Source organism: Microcoleus sp. M2_D5, assembly GCF_036701935.1.
GTDB lineage: Bacteria > Cyanobacteriota > Cyanobacteriia > Cyanobacteriales > Microcoleaceae > Microcoleus.
The window spans coordinates 11,930-33,336 of the sequence record NZ_JAUBRP010000005.1; the positions used below are offsets into that span (position 1 = coordinate 11,930).

Below are 21,407 nucleotides of genomic sequence, written 5' to 3' on the forward strand. Positions count from 1 at the left end.
CCTACAAAATATGGTTTCGTAGGGGCGGGTTCCACCAACCATAATCGCCCCAAACAAACAATCTCAAAAACCCGCCCCCACCCAACAAACAACCATCATTTAGATTGGGGAATTGAATGCAAATATCAGGTTAATGTGAATTCTTCGCGGTGTGGGAACGGGTCGATCTAAATTGCTGGTAATCGTTACATATTTTTAGTGGAACCCACCCCTACAAAATATGGTTTCGTAGGGGCGGGTTCCACCAACCATAATCGCCCCAAACAAACAATCTCAAAAACCCGCCCTCGCCCAACAAACAATCATCAGTAATTGACCGAAGATGATATCAGCGGCATCCCAAAGAATCGCGAGTAGAAATCCCTGTTTTAGAATTAATCCCGGTAGCCTTTGTGCACAATTCTTTAACTTGCGAGCCGTCCATAATTGCATCAGTAAAGTCAGCACCGGTGATATCAGCTCCATCAAAAGTAGAACGCAGCAAAATTGTTTCTGCTAATATTGCATCGCTTAAATCTGCCTTAGTAAATTTAACTTGATCTATCATGGCATTAGTTAAATTGGCTCCGTGCAAATTCGCCTCAGTCATCACCGAAGCGCTCATAATTGCTCCCCGCAAATCGGCATTAGAAAAATTAGTCAAGTCCATATTAGCGTTAGAAAACTCAGCGGCCCGCAGCATTTGACCGGAAAAATCGCGTCTTGTCAGTTCGGCGTTGCTAAAGGACAGCGGAGGAGCGTAATATTTAGATTGAGCCAGCGCAGGCCGCGGGAGGATGAAGATAGTTAGCGCGAATAGGAATGCCGCTAGTTGCCGGAGTTTCATAAGTCTGATATTCTTGCAAGGTGGGTATTTCGTAGTGTATCCCGAACTTGGGTCGATCGACTAAACAGTTACAATCTTAATAAATAGTAATGGAGATGGAAAAAAAGATATGCTAAGTTTTTTCTTAACTTGGATAGTAGCAGCGGTTTCGCTGGTCATTACCGCTAACATTGTACCAGGTATGGCGGTGGTTAGCTTTCCGGCGGCGATGCTGGCTGCTGTTGTTATCGGATTGGTGAACGCAGTTGTCAAACCGATTATTACATTGCTGACGCTTCCTTTGACCATTATTACTTTAGGTTTGTTTTTATTCGTTGTGAATGCAATTTCGCTTTCCCTGGCTTCCTGGTTAGCGAGTGTGTTCAGTATCGGCTTTGTGGTTAACGGTTTTTGGCCGGCTTTGGTGGGTTCCATTGTGTTGTCATTCGTTTCTGGGTTAATCGGTCGATTTGTGAATGCCAATACTTTGGCTCAGTAATACATTATCCCAGATACTCGATCGGGCAAACTGCAACCGCTACTGTTACCGCAGAACCCGCCCTCACCCCTCCTTGTGAAAGGGGGGGATTTTTAGCGCGAAATATTTGTTTAGGGACTAAAAGCCTTTGCTGGGCGGGCTCTATGCCCACCCCACAAGCAGATTCACTCTTTGTGGAACAGGCATCTTGCCTGTTGTTGAGAATGGTATGGGCGGGCTCTATGCCCACCCCACAAGCAGATTCACTCTTTGTGGAACAGGCATCTTGCCTGTTCTTGAGAATGGTACAAGATATCAGTTCGATCGCACAAAGTGCAGCAGCTTCTGCTACACTGGGCGTCCCGACTTGTTTGACTACAATATTTGAAGGATTGGGGACTTCTACGGAACTTAAAATGTCAGCCGCAAAGGTTTGTAACGGCCAATTTCGCGCTTGACAAAGTTCCAGCAAGCCGACTTCACCTGATTTAGTGTCTATTGTAGCAATACCTGCGATCGCACTTTCGGCTAAATGATAAGCACGGCATACTTGTTTAATCGCAGTTTCGATTAATTCTCGCCCTGTTCCGCGTTCGCAACCTATCCCTACCCACAACACTCTCGGATGCCACTGAACCTTTGGCAAAGCAGATTCCGGCGAAAATCTTCTCTGCGTGAAACTAATCCAAATTCGGGCTTTGATAGTTGATAAATTTTCACCCTCCCAATACAAAGAATGTTTTTCTGGCAGACTGTTTTGCCACAAAGTAGAACCAACTTCTTGAATTACTTCGACAGTTTCCCCTCTAGCAATAGCCGCCGCCACTCCTTTCCAGTCACCTTCGCCCCGCCTCCAACCGCGGGGAATCTCTAGCATATCTAAAGTAAATTCATCGCTCATTATTCAGTTATCTATTCTGTAGTTTCACTGCAATCGCCATGTAAAAAAAAAATTAACAATTTGTTTATTGAAATTTTTGGTATAATTGTAGCATAAACTACAAACAGCTCGATATTTAAGATGGTAAAACTAAATCAGTTACTGTTAGAGTTTGAAAGCAACATCAAATGGGAAGGAGTGACAAAAGAATGGATAGACCGCCGGGAAAGTTGGGTTAGCGATGTGGCAGCATCAGTTAACCTGACATATCTAGCAGAATTGCTAGTTGAACTGGAATATCACTTGAAGTGGGAATCGGTGGATATTCAGTGGCAACAGCGTCGAGACAGTTGGGTAGAAGAATGTCTTGGAGCATCGATTGTTCAAGAAGTATCAAGTTTATTGCTAGAACTTGAAACTAATACAAATTGGGAAGCGATGACCGATGAATGGCAGGAAAATCGCGACCAATGGGTACAGCAAATGAACAACTTTAATGAGTAGTTTCGAGGATTCAGAGCCTGTATATATGCGTTTTCAGACTATAAAATTTCCTCATGACTAATCACTAATTATTCATCTTTCTGCAAAACCCAATTCACAAAAATATCAGCGATTCCTTCAGCCATTTCCTGCATTTGCTGCCGAGAAGCATTCGGCTTCATAATCGTATTTTGACTGAAGGGCGCGACTGCAAACATTCCCAAAAATACCTGAGCCGTTTCCCAAAAAGCCTCAGCCACATAGCTCATTATAAAAAACCAACATTCTCCATCAATAAAATTTGTACAAAAATAGCACAAACTGCAAACAAGACAAAATTTAATATGGTAGAACTAAACCAATTACTGTTAGAGTTTCAAGCCCACCTAAACGGGGACGCAGTGACTGAAGAATGGAAAGAACGTCGCGACTGTTGGATGAGCGAGGTATCAGCAGCAAGTGACGAACAACACCTAGCAAAATTGCTAGTTGAATTAGAATCAAATTTTCAGCGAGAAGCGGTACAAAGTCTCTGGAAAATGATCCGTAAAAGTTGGGTAGAAGAATGTCATGTAGCATCGACTCTGGAAGAAGTATCAAGTCTATTGCTAGAACTTGAAAGCAATACAACCTGGGAAGTAGTGACGGATGAATGGCTGGATAATCGGGAGAAGTGGGTGCAAAAGATGTACGAGTTTATAGAGTAATTGGGGATTGGGGATGGGTGACGGGTTATTGGTTGTAACCAATAACCAATAACCAATAAATAACCAATAACTAATAACTAATGACTAATTATTGATCTTTCTGTAAAACCCCATTCAGAAAAATATCAGCAAGTCCTTCGGCCATTTCCTGCATTTCCTGCACAGAAGCATTCGGCTCCATAATCGTATTTTGACTGAAACCCGCGACTGCAAACATTCCTAAAAATACCTGAGCGACAATCTTCGGATTCATCTTCCGATAAACTCCTTTTTCCATCGCCGTTTCAAAAAAAGCCTCAGCCACATCACTCATTTTTCCGATGACTTCCAACTGAATTCTGTCGCGCAAATCCGGGTGAAACTGCGCCTCCAAAAAACACACCCGCATCATGTCGCTATTCTCCCGGATATTCAGCATCCGCCGCCGCATCACCTGAGCCACGGCTTTGTAACTGCCCATCTCGCTTAATTCAGTCAGCAAATCCGTCAGCAACTCCACCCATCCTTCCGTCGCCACCTCAATCAAAATCGCTTTTTTATTATCAAAATGCCGAAATAGCGTACCCTCTGCCACCCCAGCCGCTGCTGCTAAATCGCGAGTTGTCGTCCCGTCGTATCCGCTGCGGGCAAACAACCGCTGAGCGGCTTGTAAAATCCGCTTCTTGGTTTCTGTTTCAGAAGGAGGAGACTGATTAAAAATTCGCATGGCTTTGCAATCGGTAATTGGCGACTTGGAACTACGGGTTCGGGACTGAAAAACTAAATTATGTTAAGTTTTAAGTTGTGCGTGACTTTAATCTTAAACTGGAAGTGACGCAACATTTCGCTTATGGCCCTAAAAATCTTTATGCTTTTTAAGCATCTCTTGTTATTCGGCATAAACTTCTTGCCGTTTGACAATCCAAAATCTAAAATCTAAAATCTAAAATCCCATGACCCTTTTTGAGATTTGCTGTATCAGCCTAACATCTGGGGCGCAACAGATCGCTGATGCCTCCAAAAATCTTTATCCTGAGAAAAGAATCTCTGGCCGCCGAGCGCAAACATTTTTTGTTTGACAATCCAAAATCTAAAATCTAAAATCTAAAATCGAATGACCCCGCAGTTCCAAAAACCCCGTGAAGCGAAGCTATCCCCTAGGGAATCGCCCGTGAGCCAAACTCGATTCATTGCCTCCCTGCTGGCCGCTGTACTGCTGTGGTGGGGAGTTTCCCCCGAAATAGCCCTTGCCCGCCCCAACCCTGCTAGCGGCTCCCAAGCAGTCTCTGTTCAACCGTCGCTCGATCGAGTAATCAGCCAAGTCAGCGAATTTAAGCTCGACAACGGCATGAAATTCATCGTACTCGAAAGGCCCAGAGCGCCCGTAGCATCGTTTCTGATTCACGCCGATGTCGGCGGCGCAAACGAACCCGACGGCCAAACCGGAGTCGCTCACTATCTCGAACATTTAGCCTTCAAAGGCACGCCAAAAATCGGCACTACCGACTACCAAGCCGAAAAGCCGCTGCTAGAAAAACAAGACCAACTCTTCGAGCAAATGCAAGCAGCCAAGGCCAGCGGCAAAACTGAAGAAGTCGCCCAATTAAAAGCAGAATTTGACAAAGTTGAAGCCGAAGCGTCGCAATTTGTCAAGCGCAATGAACTGGGCAAAATAGTCGAACAAGCAGGCGGAGTCGGACTAAATGCCGCTACTTCCACCGACGCTACGATGTATTTTTACAGCCTGCCAGCTAATAAGTTAGAAATGTGGATGTCGCTGGAATCAGAGCGATTTCTAGAACCAGTATTTCGGGAATTTTACAAAGAAAAACAGGTAATTTTAGAAGAGCGCAGGCTGCGAACCGAGAATTCTCCGATCGGACAAATGGTTGAAGCTTTTGCCAACAAAGCTTTCTCTGTTCATCCCTACCGCCGCCCCGTAATTGGCTACACTGAAGACATTAAAAACCTCACCCGCAGCAACGTGCAGAAGTTTTTCGATACTCACTATGTCCCCAGCAAGCTGACTGTGGCGGTGGTAGGAGACGTGAAAGCTTCGGATGTGAAGCGACTCGCTCAAATTTATTTCGGCCGCTACAAGGCTTCACCAGCCCCTCCAGAATTGCAGATTGTCGAACCTCCCCAAACGCAAACTAAGGAAGTGACGCTGCAATTAAAAACGCAACCTTGGTATTTGGAAGGATACCACAAACCGGCGATGAATCATCCCGACAATGCGGTTTATGAAATGATTGGTTCTTTGCTCAGCGATGGCCGCACTTCTCGGCTCTACAAATCTTTGGTAGAACAACAGCAATTGGCGCTGGCTGCTCAAGGTTTCAGCGGTTATCCGGGGGAAAAGTATCCGAATTTGATGTTATTTTACGCTCAAACTGCTCCGGGCCGCACGGTTGATGAAGTAGCCTCCGCTTTGAGGAAGGAAATCGATCGCCTGAAAACTGAGCCGGTTTCTGATTTGGAATTGGAGCGAGTGAAAACTCAGGCGAGAGCCGATTTGTTGCGATCGCTCAATTCTAATATGGGCATGGCATTTTCGCTGGTGGACTATCAAGTAAACACCGGTTCGTGGCGAAATTTGTTTAAGGAATTGGATGCGATCGCGGCTGTTACTCCCGCTGACATTCAGCGTGTCTCTCAAGCAACTTTCCGCCCGGAAAATCGCACGATTGGTAAGCTTTTGCCGCTGTAATCAGAAGGTTCGGCAACGGATTCTGTAACGGATGTAACGGATGTCAGTTCGATGTCCGGCGGAAGAAGGAAGAAGGAAGAAGGAAGAGGGAATAAACACTCGTTTCCAGGCTCTGCCTGGGAACGCATATCGGCGAGGCTCTGCCTCGAATTGTCAACTTAGAAAACCTTGGAGAAAGAATGAAAAAAACTAAATTGAGACTGAAAAAAGTAAAGTTATTTCTGCTATCGCTGTGCTTTTTTACTGTTTCACTGGGCACGTTTAATTTGTTACCGTCCTTTGCGGCGGCACCCAAACACTACGACGAATTAACATTTCCCCCGCTGTCGGAAATTAAACTGCCTAAATATACTCGCTTCGAGCTGAAAAATGGTATCCGGGTGTATCTTATGGAAGACCGGGAACTCCCGTTAGTCGGGGGAACGGCGCTATTTCGCACGGGCGAGCGTTTTGAACCTGCCGATAAAATTGGATTGGGAGGTTTGACGGGAGAAGTGATGCGAACTGGCGGTACGAGCCGGCATACTGCTGATGAATTAAATCAGTTGCTAGAACAGCGAGCAGCTTCGGTAGAAACGGGGATTGATGTTGCTTCTGGTACGGCTAATTTTAGTGCTTTAGCTGAAGATTTGGAACCCGTGTTTGACTTATTTGCGGAAGTGATTCGGGAGCCAATATTTGCTCAGGAAAAGTTAGATTTAGCGAAGAACCAAACTCAAGGTGCGATCGCCCGCCGCAATGACGATCCTGACGATATTACCGGCCGCGAGTTTCAAAAGTTAGTTTATGGCGATCGCAGTCCTTACGCGCGCACGGTAGAATACAAAACCCTCGCCAATATTTCCCGCGACGATGTGGTGAGTTTCTATCAGAAATATTTCCATCCCAAGAATATGATTTTGGGTATTGCTGGCGATTTTGATACAGCTAAAATGCGATCGCAGATCGAGGAAAAATTCGGCAACTGGGAACCGAATCAAAGTGCAGAAGTGCCTGCACTACCAGCGGTATCGCCAGCAAAGGACGGCGGCATATTTTTGGTAAATCAGCCGCAATTAAGTCAAAGTTACGTGCAAATGGGACATTTGGGCGGAATGCTCAGCAGTCCAGATTACGGTGCTTTGGACGTGATGAACGGGGTTCTCAACGGTTTCGGCGGTCGTTTGTTTAATAACGTGCGATCGCGCCAAGGCTTAGCTTATTCAGTATACGCGGCTTGGAGTCCGAGATATGACTATCCGGGGGTGTTTGTCGCAGGAGGGCAAACGCGATCGGATGCCACCGTACCGTTTATCCAGGCAATTCGCGCCGAGATCGATCGTATCCGCACCGAACCAATTACCCCGGAAGAATTAGCTTTTGCTAAAGATTCCACCCTAAATTCTTTCATCTTCAAATTTGAAAATCCCAGTCAAACTTTGTCGCGATTAATTCGCTACGAATACTACGGTTATCCCGAAGATTTCATTTTTCGCTACCGCCGCAGCATCGAAGCAGCAACAATTGCCGACGTGCAGCGCGTAGCAAAGACTTACTTGAAACCGGAGAATCTGGTAACATTAGTAGTGGGAAATACGGAGGCAATTCAACCGCCGTTATCGAGTTTGGGAACTTCGGTCAAAGTGCAATCTGTTGATATCACAATTCCCTCGGCGACTTAATTTATTTGTGATTGTGAGTCGCAGGTGCGGGTAAGGACACGGCAATGCCGTGTCCCTCCTCTGTGCCGCACAATCCTCAACTAAAAATCAATACTCAAAGGCGCTCTCGGAAACGGAATCACATCCCGAATATTCCCCATTCCCGTCATAAACTGCACTAACCGCTCAAACCCCAAACCAAAGCCAGCATGAGGCACAGTACCGTAGCGGCGCAAATCCAAATACCACCACAATTCCTCCTTATTCATACCCTGCGCTTCCATGCGCCGCTCCAACACATCCAGCCTTTCTTCCCGCTGCGAACCGCCGATTATTTCCCCAATATTAGGAGCCAAAACATCCATTGCTCGCACCGTTTTTTCGTCCTCATTTAAACGCATATAAAATGCTTTAATTCCGACAGGATAGTCGCTGACAATTGTCGGCTTTTTAAACAACTCCTCAGCCAAATAACGCTCGTGTTCCGACTGCAAATCCAAGCCCCAACTTACCGGAAAATCAAACTTTTTGTCTGCTTTTTCCAAAAGTGCGATCGCCTCAGTATAAGTAATCCGCTCGAACTGATTATTAATGATATTTTCAGCAGTAGCCAAAACCGTTTTGTCAATGCGCTCGTTGAAAAACTCCATATCTTCCGGGCATTGTTCCAAAACGTATTTAAAAATATACTTTAAAAACGCCTCAGCCAAATCCATATCTCCCTGCAAATCGCAGAAAGCCATCTCCGGTTCAATCATCCAAAACTCAGCCAAATGCCGCGAAGTATTAGAATTTTCCGCTCGAAAAGTAGGGCCAAAAGTGTAAACATTGCCAAAAGCCATCGCCATAACTTCCGCTTCCAACTGGCCGCTAACTGTTAAATAGGCGCGCTTTCCAAAAAAATCTTTAGCATAATCAACCTCTTGCGAATCAGTGCGCGGCACATTCTTTAAATCAAAATTAGTAACAGCGAACATTTCCCCCGCACCTTCGCAGTCGCTAGCAGCAATAATCGGAGTATGAACCCACAAAAAACCGCGTTCTTGAAAAAATTGGTGTACCGCCGCCGAACAAGCATTGCGGACTCGAAAGACAGCACCGTGGGTGTTTGTGCGCGGGCGCAAATGCGCGATTGTCCGCAAAAATTCAAAGGAATGGCGCTTTTTTTGCAGCGGGTAAGTTTGCGGGTCTGCATCGCCGTAAACTTGTACTTGTGAAGCTTTCAACTCAATTCGCTGTCCTTTTGCTGGAGACGCTACCAGCACACCCGACACTTCTAAAGATGCACCTGTATTCAGTTGTTTCAGTACATTTTCAAAATCTGGCAAATCGGAATTTATGACTACTTGCAAGTTAGCCATCGCCGAACCGTCGTTAACTTCGACAAAGGCAAAATCTTTCAATTCGCGCTTAGTGCGAACCCAGCCTTGAACAGTTACAGTTTCGTCGGGTTCACCAGCGCGCAAAATTGCTGCAATTCGTTGATTTGTCATAATATCCACTCCTGTTTATTTAATATTTTGCACCATATTTCTCTCTTTTATCTTCCTCTGCGCCCTCTGCGCCCTCTGCGGTAAATAAAAAAATCCCAAATTCTAACTCCCAACATCCTTCAACCTGCATAGGATTTCAAAATCCAACCGATCAAAATGCCGAGTCCTCCAAAGCGAACTGCTTGCCAAAAAGGTTGTTTTATGCTTCCCCAAGAAAACAGGCTGCTTTCTAAATTCAACTCGATAGTTTCCAATTCTTGCTCAATTTCCCGCAATTCTTTTTTGAGTTGGGGCAAGGGATTTTGGCGTTTAGACTGGCGGATTTCTTCGCGCCGATGGCCGAGTTCTACTTGGCGCTGTCGATCGACCTGAATTTGAGTGTACCGTTCTTTGACTGCCGCGAGCGCTCGCTCAACTGCTGCGATCGCTTGAACAAACTCACTTTCTTGCTCTTCGGGATTTAACTCTGACGGCTGTTGAGGCATTTCGATCTGCAAATCTGACAATAATAATAAAAAAAACCGATTTCCAATTAAGTTGTTATTATATGCAGTATATTTTTAAAATTCTGAAACGGCAGCCAAATCCGTATAATTGCCAATTATGCTTGAAACTACACAAACAACCCAAACTGTCAACCTCAACGAGCTGAGCACGGTAGAACTAGCCCAAGCTCTAGCCGCGCGCCTCGCCATCCACGAAAAAGATTGGCACCGCCTCAAAGCCAACCGTTCCGCGCGGGCCGGAGAGCAAGCTGCGGCCGCTTTGGTCTTTTTGCTCAAAAAACAGCCAGAAGAAGCTCTCCCGCGCTTACAACAAGCTGCAGGATGGCTGGATCGATCGATATCTGCTCCTCCCTGTCCCACCCACGGCAAATGATTTTGAGTTTTGATTCTGGAGTTTTGGCTTGAGTAGTTGCTCAAAACTTAGACAATCGCGCCGCTCTATCGAGCAGCGCGATTGTGAGTTCAAAAGATTTATACTTTTTTAACTCAAAACTCACATTTTGCATTACGATCAGCTATCAATAGCCATAGCGTTCAAATTCTCACTGCAAACTTCTGTCCGGGAACGAAAAAATTTCCAGGTATAGCTGAGGTGAAAACTGCTGCTTTCATAGCGGTGCTAGCGCAACCCCGGCAGCCGATAGCGACTCGGAAGTTCTTTGCACAGCCGTAACTCGGTACCTTGAGAATTCCACTCAACCCGATCGAATATTTGGTAAAGAATAAACAACCCCCTACCGCATTCCTGTTCCACATGGGGCAGTCCAGAGTCATCTGCAACCTCCTCTGCGAGGAGATTGTCGCAATCATCGGTATAAAGGTTGCAACTGCAAGGAGCCTTAAAGCCAGAACCTTCATCCGATATCACCCACCAATATTGGTTTTGGACGATCGAAAAACGGACTCCAACAGTTTTACCGGGATCTAATTTGTTTCCATGCTTAGCAGCATTTACCAAAGCTTCTTGAAGCCCCAACCGCAATTGGGCTTGCCAGATTTCTGGCACCTCTGCTAGGAGCAGATCCAAAATAGGACAAAGGTATAGGGTAGAAGCGAAGCTAATAGTAATCCAATTGCGTCCGACGGGACGAGGTGAAATAGCAATCACTCAGAAAACTCCCTAACTTTCAGGTGGATAAAGTTCACACCCTGCATAGTTGGCTCCCTAGTATTCAAAATGCTAATTAATTGAGCGGCGCAGCTCTACTTATATCTTAGAGTATCCAAGCAATTAAGAACAGCAAACCACGTCACAAAATATTCAGCGATTCTGAGAAACTTCTGCAGAGAACCATCAGTAATTTTACTTATAAGTTCTCCCACCTGCGAAATTTTGATCTCAGCTTTTGCCAGCTAGCAACCAAACGACTAGCTGCATCTTCGAAGCCGTCAACACCTCTTGAACAAACGATCCCCACCTGGAAAAGCTCTCCAATAACTATAAAAAAGTCGATCCCTTCACCCTCGCCCATCAGGTTCGACCCTCGCAGCCCCTAGGCAAGCGCCATCGCCTAGAACTTGCTTTTGCCGCTAAACAGCAAAATCATCATACCTAGGTATGTTGCAGCCAAAACCCAATTTATTATCCAAAATGCGATCGGGTCAAATATCTCCCATTGCTGCGCCCCTCACAAAATCAATATTCGTTACAAAACTTATTAATTCTGAGTGCGTGAGAACCCGATATCTCAACTCGCCCAAATTGACCAATCCTTTGCTGGCGCAACTTCTGCTCCTTGGTAAAACTATATAAATCTGAATGTCGCGATACAATAGTTAAAGTAAATAATTATTTCTTTACACTATGCAAACAACCCCAGCCATCACCGCAGCCCCCATAGCTGGCACTTACTGGCAGTGGCGAGGGCATTCAGTATACTACGTTCGATCCAGCGATCGGCATCCAGAACGCCCTCCCCTGCTGTTAATTCACGGTTTTGGCGCTTCCACAGACCACTGGCGCAAAAATATCAGCGGCCTGAGCAAAGACTTTGAAGTGTGGGCGATCGACCTTTTGGGATTCGGGCGATCGGCAAAACCCGAATTACAGTACAGCGGCGACCTCTGGCGCGACCAACTCCACGACTTTATCACCAACATCATCGGCCGGCCCGCCGTACTAGCCGGCAACTCCCTCGGAGGCTACGCCGCCTTGTGTGTAGCAGCCGGACGCCCCGAATCAGCAGCCGGACTCATATTAATCAACAGCGCCGGCCCCTTCAGCGAACCGCAGCCCGCACCCGAAGCCCCGCCCTTGCAAAAAGCCATATCTGCGGTAGCTAAAACCTTATTTCAGCAAGATTGGGCAAGTTTTTTGCTGTTCCAGTACGTGCGCCAGCGATCGACAATTCGGAAAACCCTAGAAAAAGTTTATCTCGACCAAAGCGCCGTCACAGACCAATTAGTAGAAGAAATATACCTTCCCTCCTGCGATCCCGGTGCCCCCAAAGTATTCGCCTCCGTATTCCGAACACCCCAAGGCGAAAAAATTGACGTATTACTTAGTCAATTAACCTGCCCGTTGCTAATGCTGTGGGGAGAAGGCGATCCGTGGATGAATTCCACAGAAAGAAGCGCCAAATTTCGCAAACACTATCCGCAGTTAACAGAACACTTTATCAAAGCCGGTCACTGTCCTCACGACGAAGTACCAGAACAGATAAACGAACTGATTCGCGCATGGATAATTGACAAGGGCATAGGGCATGGGGCATAGGGCATGGGGTATGGGTTACTGGTTATTGGTTATTAGAACGAACAAGTAACATAGGACAAATAACCAATAATCAATAACCAATTACCAATGACTGATGACTAATGACTAACCCTCTGCTGTCACTTTCGGTAGAGATGATTATCCTACTCCTATTCTAATTAAAGTAGGGTGCGTCGCCGCCAGAATTCTGATTGTTGACGACTATCAATGAGCGACGCACCATACCGCTATACTCTCGCCAGAAGTGACAAAAGAGAGCTAATGACTGATGACTTCATTTAACTTTCGGGTTAATCTCAACTTACATATTCTGAGGAGACGGAAACAATGATCCGCAAAAAGACTCGCCGCAATTTTATATTGAGCAGTATAGCTGTTGCCAGCGGCATTGCAGGCGCTAAGGCGATCGAACAGCAGGATCGGGAAATCATAGCCGCACCCAATAACCAGGCGGCCGCCACAGTAAAAATGCCAGAACGACTGTTAGGCAACACCGGCGTGAAAGTGCCGATTTTCGGTTTGGGGGGGGCAGGACAAACACCGCTGTCGCAGCCGGGAAGAGAAGCAGAAGCAGCGGTGCAAATTGAACGGGCGATCGAACTAGGCATTAGCTATTTTGACACGGCGGCCGACTACGGGCCCAGCGAAGAAAACTTAGGCAAAGTTTTGCCACCATATCGAGATCGCCTATTCCTAGCCACAAAAACCGCCGCCAGAGACAGAGACGGCGCGTGGAGAGACTTAGAGCGATCGCTCAAAAGATTGAAAACCGATCGGCTAGACTTGTGGCAACTCCACCACGTCTCATTCCAAACAGAATTAGACCAAATTTTCAGTACCAAAGGAGCAATAAAAGCGATCGAAGAAGCCAAACAGCAAAAAATAATTCGTTTTTCCGGCATCACCGGACACCACGAACCAGCCATCATTGCTGCAGGCTTGGAGCGCTATCCTTTCGACACAACATTAATCTGCCTCAACGCCGCCGAAAAACATCACCCGCGCTCCTTTGTTACCAGCGCTTTACCAGTGGCCAAAGCCAAAAACATCGGCGTCATAGCCATGAAAATACCAGCTTACGGCAAATTATTTCAGAACGGTGTTTTAGATGGAATGCACCAAGCAATGGGCTACACGCTTTCACTTCCCGGCGTGCACTGCTGCGTCATCGCCGCCGAGTCAGTAAAGCAATTAGAAGAAAACTTAAAAGTCGCCCAAGCATTCAAACCCCTGAACCCAACAGAAATGGCAGCACTTGAAAAACGCACCGCCGCCGCTTGGCAAGAAAATACATTTTTCCGACAGTGGACTTAAGATATCAACTCCAAAATTCCCTTTTTCATCTGTGTTTATTTTAGTGTTTTTATTGTGTCGCGGGCGTCCCGCCCGCGGTCTCAAATCCACGCTTCCTCGGAATTATTCATCACTCTTATCTCCCTCTGTCTTCTCTGCGTTCTCTGTGGTTAAATCCTTCCGATCCAACCGGAAACGATATGAATCATAGTTTTGTATGAAAACTCAAGTCCTCACTACGAACCTACAACGTTTATGTTACCAAACTTGATATCATCTGCGGTGAAAATACCTCAAATCACAAAACAAGGCGAGCGGGTTGGCTCGCCTTGTTTTTTATCATAAAAAATGCACTTTGTCAACAGCAAAGAGCTACTTTTTTTTCCGTTTAGCCTTATCTAACCGCCTGCGATCGCGCCACTCAACAGAAGTCAAATAAGCGACCCCGCCAGTCACCGTCACCAGTAGTACAAAGGCCACTAAAACGAGAAAATTAGCAATCGAAAATTCCACAACCCCTCTTCCTCTGATTTTACATTTTATACCTTCGATTTTAGAGGAAAAATGTTAACAATTAACAGTTGAATTTAGACGGCTAACTGTTAACTGTTAACACTCCCTTCAAACTGCTGGCAACTCTGACAAAATGGTAAACCTCACATGATTAATTGCCAGACTTCCCACGGAAACCTCTTCCTTATTTAAAGGAAGACCGCCGCTAGTGAGACTTTGAAACCGAATTCCTTTGCCAATTTCTACGTGATACCAAGCCAAACCCATAAAAAATCGCAACGGATAAGGGCCTCTGTCTTGAATATCATCAGGATTAGATTCCATCGGCACCCAGCCAAAACCCGGAATGTAAAATTCCAGCCAAACGTGATTGAAATCCGGCTCTAGCGACACACCTTTTCTGTCACCAAAAGCGGGGCACTTGTAGCGGCCGATAGTGCGGCAAGCAATTCCGTTTAACCTAGCCAAAGCTAACAAAAGTCCCACGTATTCGCCGCAGGAACCGATACCGCGACGCAGCACAATATCGGGAGTGTCAATGTGAGGTCTAATTCCGTAAGAAAGTTGATCGTAAACAAAATTACGAATGCTCAGCAATTGCCTGAGAATGTTAGTTTCCGAGCCAATGGCAGCCACAGCAGCCGATCGCACAATCTCCGTATCCATCGCCAAATTGTCATTATCCACCAAATACTTAGCTGCAAACTCCGGCGACAGCTTCGGAATCTTTTCGACATCCCTAGGTGACAACTGATACTTAATCGATCGAACTTCTAACAAAGCCTTCCAGCCAAAAATTCGGCGTTCCCCCTTAAGCAGGCGATCGAACTTAAACACCGCCACCCGTTCCCCTTCTTGAATTTCCTCAGTAAAAGGCATTCCAATCGGCGTAATTTTCCTAACCTTTTGCCGGTGAGTTTGCGAAGGCAAAGCAATCCGCCACTCCAAATTTTCGATTTCTACCTCATCGAGAGGAGACAGTTCCTCCACATAAGACATTTCCATCAAAAAACCGTTTGACAAAGCGTAGCGATCGGCTTCATTGTAGTGAAAAGACAAAGGCTGAATAAAAGTGCGATCGCGCTTCGTCAACTGAAAAGGATCTTCCGAATTCGGGTCATCCCGGATGTAAAGTTCATCCCCGGCATAAGCCACGTACAGAACCTCCTCCCCGGTTTCGGAATCCTTGTGAAAAGCCAAACCAGAAGGCGACTCAAACGGAGTCAAAACGCTAAATTTAATGTCTCCAGTTCCCCGTTCCAAACAGTAAACAGTTTGCTCAGTCTTGTCGCAAACCCAAATTTCCTCATCCCGGACTGTGATATTTTCTACCCCAATACCGGGGGCGTAAAACCGAGTAATTTCTCTACCATTTTTCAGGTCAAAAACCAAAATAGAGCTCAATCTCTGGCAAGTCACATAAAGCGTAGATTTCCAAACAGCAATCCCGTCAGCAGCATAAGAAAGCGAAACAAAATGTTCCGGTTTGAGTTCAGCGATCGCCCCGTCCCGAACTGCGCCCCGACAGCAACAAATATCCTCATCCCGCGCAAACCAGAGAGTATCTTCCGAAATAGCCAGCCCCGTTGCGCCGGCAAACTTAGCCGTTTGATAAGGATTCAAAACAGTAGTGTTGTCACTTTCTCGATCGATCTCCAATAGCAGCCCTTCGGCGCGATCGACAGCGAACAACCTATTTCCTAAAAAAGCAATGCCGTGCAGTGCCAAGACTCCGATGGGTCTGACCATCCGCAGCCCCGAAGGCTGTTTGTCCGAGAGAACAGGTGAATCGAGATTCATGCTAAATTTCTTGCCGGTATTGTACACAAAAACTGATTTGTAACTTGTAGCCGATCGCTTGAGGTTCACCAGCAAAATTGCCGAGTTTCCTGATATCCAGGACTGACGCATCAACCAGGTGTTTTTACCAAAAGACGCGTTGTAGCCTCTTGCTAGAGTTAAAACATCCCGAATATTAGTCTTTGTCAAAGTTGGGTTTAACAAGCTCAACCCAACCTGCAGCAGTGAATGGAAGTAAGTATAACTACTAAGCTACCACTGACAAACGCGACAGAGAATTCTATGTTGATCGGAGCGACCCAAATAATCGTATCTGCCTGAAGATATAAATTAAGTACAACAGATTACTATATCGGTCAAAACCTTGGATAGAATAAAACCGTGCGATAAAGTTCCTAGGTTCATCAGAAGGCAGGTTCGTCATGGCTTTGAAGTCTGCTCTAAATATCGGTGCTCTTTCCTTAATTCTGTCTTTAAAGGCACTGGCCGCCGGTAGTTTTTTAATACCAGCAGAGGCTCTCAACAGCCCCGCAAACATTCCCGCAAACATTGTCCAGAGCCCATCCAGACCGCAGCTACCCCTCAACTGGCAAACAGTTCAACCCGTCCAAGCAAGCGGAAGTAGACCGAACAGCGAGCAATTGGGAGCCGCCTGGAATAGCTTTCAACCGCCACAGGACGGAGTACCCGGAAGGCGGGAAGGGGGAGGAACCCGCGGCTTAGAATGCCCCACGGCCACCACTGCCTTAACTGCCTTGATTCCCCAATCAACTATGGGGCAAACCATATCAGCAAAGCCAACATTTTTCTACTACCTTCCCGTAGCCCTAGACAAAACAGTTCAGTTTGAGTTAGCAGACGAAAGGGACAAAACACTATACAAAAAAAGTTTTCGCATGGTAACTAGCCGTGCAGGTGTAGTTAGCGTCAGCCTCGACTCCGACGACAACTCGCCAGCCTTGGAAGTTGGCAAAAACTATCAATGGTACTTTACTATCAAATGCAACCCAAAAAATACAAAAGATGATGTTCTCGTTTCCGGGTGGATCAACCGCACCGCAGTCGCCCCAACCGTGAAAACAGAGTTGGATCGATCGTCCGATCTCACCAAGCTCAGCATCTTCGCCCAACAAAATCTCTGGTACGAGTACCTGGCAACTCTAGCTCAATTGCGTATCCAGTCTCCCAGCGATGCCAGTTTAGCGATCGAATGGTCAGCAGTTTTGAATTCAGTCGAACTCGGCAAAATAGCCCAAGAACCCCTAGTCACAAGTGAGTTAACACCCATCACAAGAAAATAATTCAACACCAGTTTCACGCAAAGAATGCAACGGTAGGCCCGTGCCCCAAACCCTGATAGCCATAAGTCAGTCGATTTTAGATTTTAGATTTTAGATTTTAGATTTACTTGCTGCATGGAATCTGGGAGCAGGAACAGGAGTCTAAAATTTTAGGATCTACACTGATGAGCATTCGGGGCACGGTATCCGTTTTTGGGCGAGTCATTGCCAAATCTCAAATCTCACATGGTATGAGGGGTGCAGCAAGTACGAAAAACTCGGTTTCGAGCGCGGTATTTGGCAGCGCCCCAGATGATTTTTGCCTGTTGGGGGTTGTTTGGTCGATCGTCCTAAAGAAATTAAAATTTTTGTACCGAGCAGCAGTTCAGACTTTTGGCATCTTGAAAGGCGGGCGGTGAAAATTTTGACGGTCAAATTTCTCCTAATACTAAATGATAAACTGGCATAGTCAAGCAGCCGACAAACTTATTTTAGAGAAATTATTAATTATGCGCCCGAATGCAAATATTGCACTATTTCGGTTGGGAATTTCACTTCTAACTGCGCTCCCGGTCGCTTGCTTTTATGCCAATAAAGCTATATCCCAAACTTCCGATATTTCTCAGTTGCCCCTCGCGGCTGACAACTCAGCAGATACGGGCAATCAAGTATTAGCACTGCAAAAACTGGAAATCAAGCAGGATGAAACAGCAACAAACTTAAATCCAATCCCCGATTTGAGCGAGACCAACCCTGAACCAGAAACACAATCGAACCGGGCACAGAACAGGCAAGATGCCTGTTCCACAAGCAGTTTGATTGATTGTGGTACGGGCCTGTTGCCCGTAGCAAAAAATCTGGTTGACAACGAGCCCCAATGTCAGAACCCGCTAGATTGCAATCATGTTTTAGCCCAGAACCAACCCTCGCTGCCTCCAAACCTGCCGCCGCCGCCGACGGAGCCCGATCCAAATCGCGATCGATTTCTGCAACCGGCCCCGCAGCCTTCCCCAGAACCTCCCCAAGTACCGCCCACAGTAGCGCCGCAGTCCCCGTCGCCAGTTCCCCCAACGCTGCCGAATACACCAATTGATGTGCAGAAAATTCAAGTTATTGGCAGCACAATTTTAAGCCAAGATGAAATTAATGCCTTAGTCAACCCGTTAGAAGGCCGTTCTAGCACCCTAGAACAGCTCAAACAAATCGCCGACAAAATTACCGAAATTTACCTCAATCGTGGCTACATCACTTCGAGAGCAATCTTGCCGCCCCAAACTATCACCGCAGGGGTAGTCCAAATTCAAGTGATTGAAGGCAAGCTAGCCCGAATTGAGGTAGAAGGAACTAAAAGATTGAATCCAAGTTACATCCGCAGCCGGATTCGACTCGGTGCCGGAATGCCTTTAAGCACAGCTTCCTTAGAAGACCAACTCCGGCTGCTGCGGGTCGATCCTTTATTTGACAATGTAGAAGCCAGTCTGCGGGCCGGGGATAATGAAGCCGAGAGCATTCTGATCGTCCGAGTCTCGGAAGCTAATCCATTTCAACCTAGTTTCAGCATTGACAATTACTCGCCTCCCAGTGTCGGTTCCCAAAGATTGGGAGTTAGTTTGCGGCATCGCAATATAACAGGAAATGGCGACGAACTGGCAGCAGCTTATTACCGATCGCTCGGCGATTCAGACGTGTTTGATTTCAGCTATCGCGTGCCGCTAAATGCGATGAACGGCACTTTGCAATTGAGGGCTGCACCGAATCGCAACAGTATCGTACAAGCACCTTTTGACACTTTTGACATTTCGGGAAAATCGCATTTATTTGAAGTTAGTTACCGCCAGCCGCTGCGGAGAACGCCGATCGAAGAATTTGCCTTATCTGCCGGTTTTACTTATCAGACAGGCAGAACTTTTCTCGAAGGCGAACCGTTTCCTTTTGGCACCGGCCCGGACTCCAATGGTGTCAGCACTACGAGTGCAATTAAGCTGGGACAGGACTACATTCGCCGCGACCCGCAGGGCGCTTGGGCCGTGCGATCGCAATTTACGATCGGCACTAGCTTGTTTGATGCTACTCAAAACGAAGGTTCCGATCCCGACGGACAATTTTTGAGTTGGCTGGGTCAAGTGCAGCGAGTACAGCGATTGAATGACAAACATTTATTAATTTTGCAGGCAGACTTGCAGTTGTCAGCTAATAGTTTGTTGCCTTCCCAGCAATTTGTAATTGGTGGCGGACAATCTTTGCGCGGCTACCGCCAAAATGTCCGTTCTGGCGATAACGGCCTCAGAGTTTCCATCGAAGATCGGATTACTTTGCAGCGCGATGCTTCGGGAAATCCCAAACTACAATTAGCTCCATTTTTGGATGCGGGTACGGTGTGGAACGTTGCGAACAATCCTAATAAATTAACAAATCAGACCTTTTTAGCAGGTTTAGGTTTGGGGGTAATTTGGGAACCGATACAGCGAGTAAACCTGCGCGTAGATTACGCTTTTCCTTTGGTGAGAATTAGCGATAAAGGCGACAATCTGCAAGATAACGGCATTTACTTCAACATAATTTATACACCCTAAAAAGAGCGATTTGCTGCTCTGCTACCCATACAAATTGTCTGTTATGGCAGAGGGGAGATGGGAAGAGTGGGGGAGTGGGAAATGAAGAAAATATTTCCTTCTTCCTTCTTCCCTCTTCCCTCTTCCCTCTTCCCTCTTTCCTCTTCCTTCCACATCCGATATTAATCGCCGACTTCCCCGACAACCTCCGCAGCAGCCTGAGTTTCCAGCCAGAGTTTGAGCAGCAAGAGCTCTGCCCGATCGCCCAAAACAGTCGCAAACACGCCCTGGGCCCCCTCAGACGCATCAGAAATCCACGTACCGCGCAGAGTCACTTCTACAAAGTCAGCATCAGCAACACAAAGGGCGATCGCATCATTGTCGTTTCGGCGCGCCTCAGATTCCAACAGAGACAGCGCCGGCAAATTCGCGGGCAGCAAAAATGCCGCAGTGCTCGGTTCGACGCTGATGCTTTGACCAACTCGCATAGCCAGCACAACTCGCAGCGCCACTAACTGTTCGGGAGATTGAGCCAAACGCTCTAGGTTAAAGCCCGTTTCAGTATAAGTCAACTTCAGCATATTGACAGCCCTAAATTTGGAATTGAAAGTTAAAAATTGGTAATTGAAAATTGGCGGTAGGGAATTGGGAATTGGGATTTAGGGCAGATTTTAGATGAGCATTACGCATCAATTTAAAATCTAAAATCTAAAATCTAAAATCTAAAATTCTTCCCATTCCCTATTCCCCAATTTGGTATTCGTGCCAAAACAGTTCGGCAAAAGCAACAGTGGGGTGTATGGGGGCTTTCGGCTTAGTTCGCAGAGGCATTCCAGCTTCTACGGGAGTTCGATCGCCCTTACGAGAATTGCACCGTTCGCAAGCAGTCACCACGTTGTCCCAAGTATGCGGGCCGCCCTTGGATCGAGGCATCACGTGATCCAGCGTCAAATGCCGGTTGCTACCGCAGTATTGGCAAGAATGAGCGTCGCGGCGCAGAACTTCCCGGCGATTCACCGGGGGCACTTTCCACAGGCGTTCCCTGTTGCCAAAAGTCAAGCGGATTTGTTCGGGTACGTGGATGCTGGTGCTGGGCGATCGCACCAGCCAGCCGTTGCCGATGCTAAAATCCAGAGGTTCAGCCTTGCCTGTTACCAAAAGTACGATCGCCCGTTTGATGTTGACACGGCTCATCGGTAGGTAATTCTGAGAAAATACCACCACAGATTGCCTCAATACATCAGTTACTACGGTCACGGCTTGTTCCTCCTCATTTGGATTTTGGATTTTAGATTTTAGATTTTAGATTTGGGATTTGGGATTTGGGATTTGGAATTTTCGGTGCAACGCCTGCATTGGCTACATCTGATTTTTTGCCAGTTCCCCAAGCGGATCGAATTTCTCAAATATCCAATCAAAATGCCCCCGCTTCTGTTACTTAGAAGCGGGGGCCAGAAAAACTGCTTTCATGCAAATTTTCATCTTGTCTTGGTACAGTAGTTTAGCTGTACCTCCCGCTTCGCGTCTCTCGATCTGGCTGTGCCACTTGCAGACCCTCCCGGTCTACCTCGT

Annotated in this window: 21 protein-coding genes and 1 pseudogene; 11 read left to right on the forward strand and 11 right to left on the reverse strand. The window is 46.6% G+C overall.

Annotated features, from left to right (window positions below):
- Positions 1 to 328: 328 nt before the first annotated feature.
- Positions 329 to 826: a pentapeptide repeat-containing protein gene (locus QUA50_RS03250; protein WP_333260233.1), complete on the reverse strand. Its 498-nt coding sequence runs from the start codon at positions 824 to 826 to the stop codon at positions 329 to 331.
- A 109-nt stretch (positions 827 to 935) separates the two neighbouring features.
- On the opposite strand from QUA50_RS03250, the gene QUA50_RS03255 reads away from it, so the two are divergent.
- The gene (locus QUA50_RS03255; RefSeq protein WP_333260230.1) at positions 936 to 1,304 is read left to right on the forward strand and encodes a phage holin family protein; all 369 of its coding nucleotides are present in this window, start codon (positions 936 to 938) and stop codon (positions 1,302 to 1,304) included.
- Between the two features lie 4 nt (positions 1,305 to 1,308).
- Here QUA50_RS03255 and QUA50_RS03260 read toward each other — a convergent pair whose 3' ends face one another.
- The gene (locus tag QUA50_RS03260; RefSeq protein ID WP_333260227.1) at positions 1,309 to 2,184 is read right to left on the reverse strand and encodes a cobalamin biosynthesis protein; all 876 of its coding nucleotides are present in this window, start codon (positions 2,182 to 2,184) and stop codon (positions 1,309 to 1,311) included.
- Between the two features lie 120 nt (positions 2,185 to 2,304).
- On the opposite strand from QUA50_RS03260, the gene QUA50_RS03265 reads away from it, so the two are divergent.
- Positions 2,305 to 2,667, forward strand: a complete 363-nt coding sequence (locus QUA50_RS03265; RefSeq protein ID WP_333260225.1) for a hypothetical protein — start codon at positions 2,305 to 2,307, stop codon at positions 2,665 to 2,667.
- Between the two features lie 68 nt (positions 2,668 to 2,735).
- Here QUA50_RS03265 and QUA50_RS03270 read toward each other — a convergent pair.
- Positions 2,736 to 2,915: pseudogene (locus tag QUA50_RS03270) on the reverse strand (TetR/AcrR family transcriptional regulator); the annotation flags it as partial.
- Positions 2,916 to 2,990: 75 nt separating this feature from the next.
- Here QUA50_RS03270 and QUA50_RS03275 point away from each other — a divergent pair.
- Positions 2,991 to 3,353, forward strand: coding sequence for a hypothetical protein (locus QUA50_RS03275; RefSeq protein WP_333260222.1), 363 nt, complete (start codon positions 2,991 to 2,993; stop codon positions 3,351 to 3,353).
- An 88-nt stretch (positions 3,354 to 3,441) separates the two neighbouring features.
- Here the strand turns inward: QUA50_RS03275 and QUA50_RS03280 are convergent, their stop codons facing one another.
- Positions 3,442 to 4,059 carry a helix-turn-helix domain-containing protein gene (locus tag QUA50_RS03280; RefSeq protein ID WP_333260219.1) on the reverse strand — a complete coding sequence of 206 codons (618 nt, stop codon included), beginning with the start codon at positions 4,057 to 4,059 and terminating at the stop codon, positions 3,442 to 3,444.
- 387 nt (positions 4,060 to 4,446) lie between these two features.
- Here QUA50_RS03280 and QUA50_RS03285 point away from each other — a divergent pair, with 387 nt between their 5' ends.
- Both QUA50_RS03285 and QUA50_RS03290 read left to right on the forward strand, forming a co-directional pair.
- The gene (locus QUA50_RS03285; protein WP_333260216.1) at positions 4,447 to 6,042 is read left to right on the forward strand and encodes a pitrilysin family protein; all 1,596 of its coding nucleotides are present in this window, start codon (positions 4,447 to 4,449) and stop codon (positions 6,040 to 6,042) included.
- 179 nt (positions 6,043 to 6,221) lie between these two features.
- A complete protein-coding gene (locus tag QUA50_RS03290) occupies positions 6,222 to 7,703 on the forward strand; it encodes a pitrilysin family protein (protein WP_333260213.1) in 1,482 nt (493 codons plus the stop codon).
- 80 nt (positions 7,704 to 7,783) lie between these two features.
- Here the strand turns inward: QUA50_RS03290 and asnS are convergent, their stop codons facing one another.
- Positions 7,784 to 9,175, reverse strand: a complete 1,392-nt coding sequence (gene asnS, locus QUA50_RS03295; protein WP_333260210.1) for an asparagine--tRNA ligase — start codon at positions 9,173 to 9,175, stop codon at positions 7,784 to 7,786.
- A gap of 119 nt (positions 9,176 to 9,294) precedes the next feature.
- Positions 9,295 to 9,660 carry a DUF2203 domain-containing protein gene (locus tag QUA50_RS03300; RefSeq protein WP_333260208.1) on the reverse strand — a complete coding sequence of 122 codons (366 nt, stop codon included), beginning with the start codon at positions 9,658 to 9,660 and terminating at the stop codon, positions 9,295 to 9,297.
- Between the two features lie 118 nt (positions 9,661 to 9,778).
- Between QUA50_RS03300 and QUA50_RS03305 the strand changes: the two genes are divergently transcribed.
- Positions 9,779 to 10,054 carry a DUF6439 family protein gene (locus QUA50_RS03305; RefSeq protein WP_333260201.1) on the forward strand — a complete coding sequence of 92 codons (276 nt, stop codon included), beginning with the start codon at positions 9,779 to 9,781 and terminating at the stop codon, positions 10,052 to 10,054.
- A 246-nt stretch (positions 10,055 to 10,300) separates the two neighbouring features.
- Here the strand turns inward: QUA50_RS03305 and QUA50_RS03310 are convergent, their stop codons facing one another.
- A complete protein-coding gene (locus QUA50_RS03310; RefSeq protein WP_333260198.1) occupies positions 10,301 to 10,789 on the reverse strand; it encodes an anti-sigma regulatory factor in 489 nt (162 codons plus the stop codon).
- Between the two features lie 696 nt (positions 10,790 to 11,485).
- Here QUA50_RS03310 and QUA50_RS03315 point away from each other — a divergent pair.
- Positions 11,486 to 12,397: an alpha/beta fold hydrolase gene (locus QUA50_RS03315; protein WP_333260196.1), complete on the forward strand. Its 912-nt coding sequence runs from the start codon at positions 11,486 to 11,488 to the stop codon at positions 12,395 to 12,397.
- Between the two features lie 327 nt (positions 12,398 to 12,724).
- On the forward strand, positions 12,725 to 13,711 hold the full coding sequence (locus QUA50_RS03320; RefSeq protein WP_333260193.1) for an aldo/keto reductase: 987 nt from the start codon (positions 12,725 to 12,727) through the stop codon (positions 13,709 to 13,711).
- Positions 13,712 to 14,062: 351 nt separating this feature from the next.
- Here QUA50_RS03320 and QUA50_RS03325 read toward each other — a convergent pair whose 3' ends face one another.
- Together QUA50_RS03325 and QUA50_RS03330 are read right to left on the reverse strand one after the other, a co-directional pair.
- Positions 14,063 to 14,203 carry a hypothetical protein gene (locus tag QUA50_RS03325; protein ID WP_190736053.1) on the reverse strand — a complete coding sequence of 47 codons (141 nt, stop codon included), beginning with the start codon at positions 14,201 to 14,203 and terminating at the stop codon, positions 14,063 to 14,065.
- A gap of 108 nt (positions 14,204 to 14,311) precedes the next feature.
- The gene (locus tag QUA50_RS03330; protein ID WP_333260265.1) at positions 14,312 to 16,003 is read right to left on the reverse strand and encodes a transglutaminase family protein; all 1,692 of its coding nucleotides are present in this window, start codon (positions 16,001 to 16,003) and stop codon (positions 14,312 to 14,314) included.
- A gap of 422 nt (positions 16,004 to 16,425) precedes the next feature.
- Between QUA50_RS03330 and QUA50_RS03335 the strand changes: the two genes are divergently transcribed.
- From QUA50_RS03335 to QUA50_RS03345, 3 genes are all read left to right on the forward strand, one after another.
- Positions 16,426 to 17,304, forward strand: a complete 879-nt coding sequence (locus tag QUA50_RS03335; protein WP_333260191.1) for a DUF928 domain-containing protein — start codon at positions 16,426 to 16,428, stop codon at positions 17,302 to 17,304.
- A gap of 164 nt (positions 17,305 to 17,468) precedes the next feature.
- Entirely contained in the window at positions 17,469 to 17,702 is a 234-nt protein-coding gene (locus QUA50_RS03340) for a hypothetical protein (RefSeq protein WP_333260188.1), read from the forward strand.
- Positions 17,703 to 17,735: 33 nt separating this feature from the next.
- The gene (locus QUA50_RS03345) at positions 17,736 to 19,856 is read left to right on the forward strand and encodes a ShlB/FhaC/HecB family hemolysin secretion/activation protein (protein WP_333260185.1); all 2,121 of its coding nucleotides are present in this window, start codon (positions 17,736 to 17,738) and stop codon (positions 19,854 to 19,856) included.
- 161 nt (positions 19,857 to 20,017) lie between these two features.
- Here QUA50_RS03345 and QUA50_RS03350 read toward each other — a convergent pair whose 3' ends face one another.
- Positions 20,018 to 20,416, reverse strand: coding sequence for an alr0857 family protein (locus tag QUA50_RS03350; protein ID WP_333260182.1), 399 nt, complete (start codon positions 20,414 to 20,416; stop codon positions 20,018 to 20,020).
- Positions 20,417 to 20,576: 160 nt separating this feature from the next.
- Positions 20,577 to 21,092, reverse strand: coding sequence for an HNH endonuclease (locus QUA50_RS03355; protein WP_333260179.1), 516 nt, complete (start codon positions 21,090 to 21,092; stop codon positions 20,577 to 20,579).
- Between the last annotated feature and the right edge of the window lie 315 nt (positions 21,093 to 21,407).

Excerpts from the sequence above, each read along its gene's own strand:
- QUA50_RS03250 (WP_333260233.1), bottom strand. The coding sequence starts at position 826 with ATGAAACTCCGGCAACTAGCGGCATTCCTATTCGCGCTAACTATCTTC.
- QUA50_RS03255 (WP_333260230.1), top strand. The coding sequence starts at position 936 with ATGCTAAGTTTTTTCTTAACTTGGATAGTAGCAGCGGTTTCGCTGGTC.
- QUA50_RS03260 (WP_333260227.1), bottom strand. The coding sequence starts at position 2,184 with ATGAGCGATGAATTTACTTTAGATATGCTAGAGATTCCCCGCGGTTGG.
- QUA50_RS03265 (WP_333260225.1), top strand. The coding sequence starts at position 2,305 with ATGGTAAAACTAAATCAGTTACTGTTAGAGTTTGAAAGCAACATCAAA.
- QUA50_RS03275 (WP_333260222.1), top strand. The coding sequence starts at position 2,991 with ATGGTAGAACTAAACCAATTACTGTTAGAGTTTCAAGCCCACCTAAAC.
- QUA50_RS03280 (WP_333260219.1), bottom strand. The coding sequence starts at position 4,059 with ATGCGAATTTTTAATCAGTCTCCTCCTTCTGAAACAGAAACCAAGAAG.
- QUA50_RS03285 (WP_333260216.1), top strand. The coding sequence starts at position 4,447 with ATGACCCCGCAGTTCCAAAAACCCCGTGAAGCGAAGCTATCCCCTAGG.
- QUA50_RS03290 (WP_333260213.1), top strand. The coding sequence starts at position 6,222 with ATGAAAAAAACTAAATTGAGACTGAAAAAAGTAAAGTTATTTCTGCTA.
- asnS (WP_333260210.1), bottom strand. The coding sequence starts at position 9,175 with ATGACAAATCAACGAATTGCAGCAATTTTGCGCGCTGGTGAACCCGAC.
- QUA50_RS03300 (WP_333260208.1), bottom strand. The coding sequence starts at position 9,660 with ATGCCTCAACAGCCGTCAGAGTTAAATCCCGAAGAGCAAGAAAGTGAG.
- QUA50_RS03305 (WP_333260201.1), top strand. The coding sequence starts at position 9,779 with ATGCTTGAAACTACACAAACAACCCAAACTGTCAACCTCAACGAGCTG.
- QUA50_RS03315 (WP_333260196.1), top strand. The coding sequence starts at position 11,486 with ATGCAAACAACCCCAGCCATCACCGCAGCCCCCATAGCTGGCACTTAC.
- QUA50_RS03320 (WP_333260193.1), top strand. The coding sequence starts at position 12,725 with ATGATCCGCAAAAAGACTCGCCGCAATTTTATATTGAGCAGTATAGCT.
- QUA50_RS03330 (WP_333260265.1), bottom strand. The coding sequence starts at position 16,003 with ATGAATCTCGATTCACCTGTTCTCTCGGACAAACAGCCTTCGGGGCTG.
- QUA50_RS03335 (WP_333260191.1), top strand. The coding sequence starts at position 16,426 with ATGGCTTTGAAGTCTGCTCTAAATATCGGTGCTCTTTCCTTAATTCTG.
- QUA50_RS03340 (WP_333260188.1), top strand. The coding sequence starts at position 17,469 with ATGAGCATTCGGGGCACGGTATCCGTTTTTGGGCGAGTCATTGCCAAA.
- QUA50_RS03345 (WP_333260185.1), top strand. The coding sequence starts at position 17,736 with ATGATAAACTGGCATAGTCAAGCAGCCGACAAACTTATTTTAGAGAAA.
- QUA50_RS03350 (WP_333260182.1), bottom strand. The coding sequence starts at position 20,416 with ATGCTGAAGTTGACTTATACTGAAACGGGCTTTAACCTAGAGCGTTTG.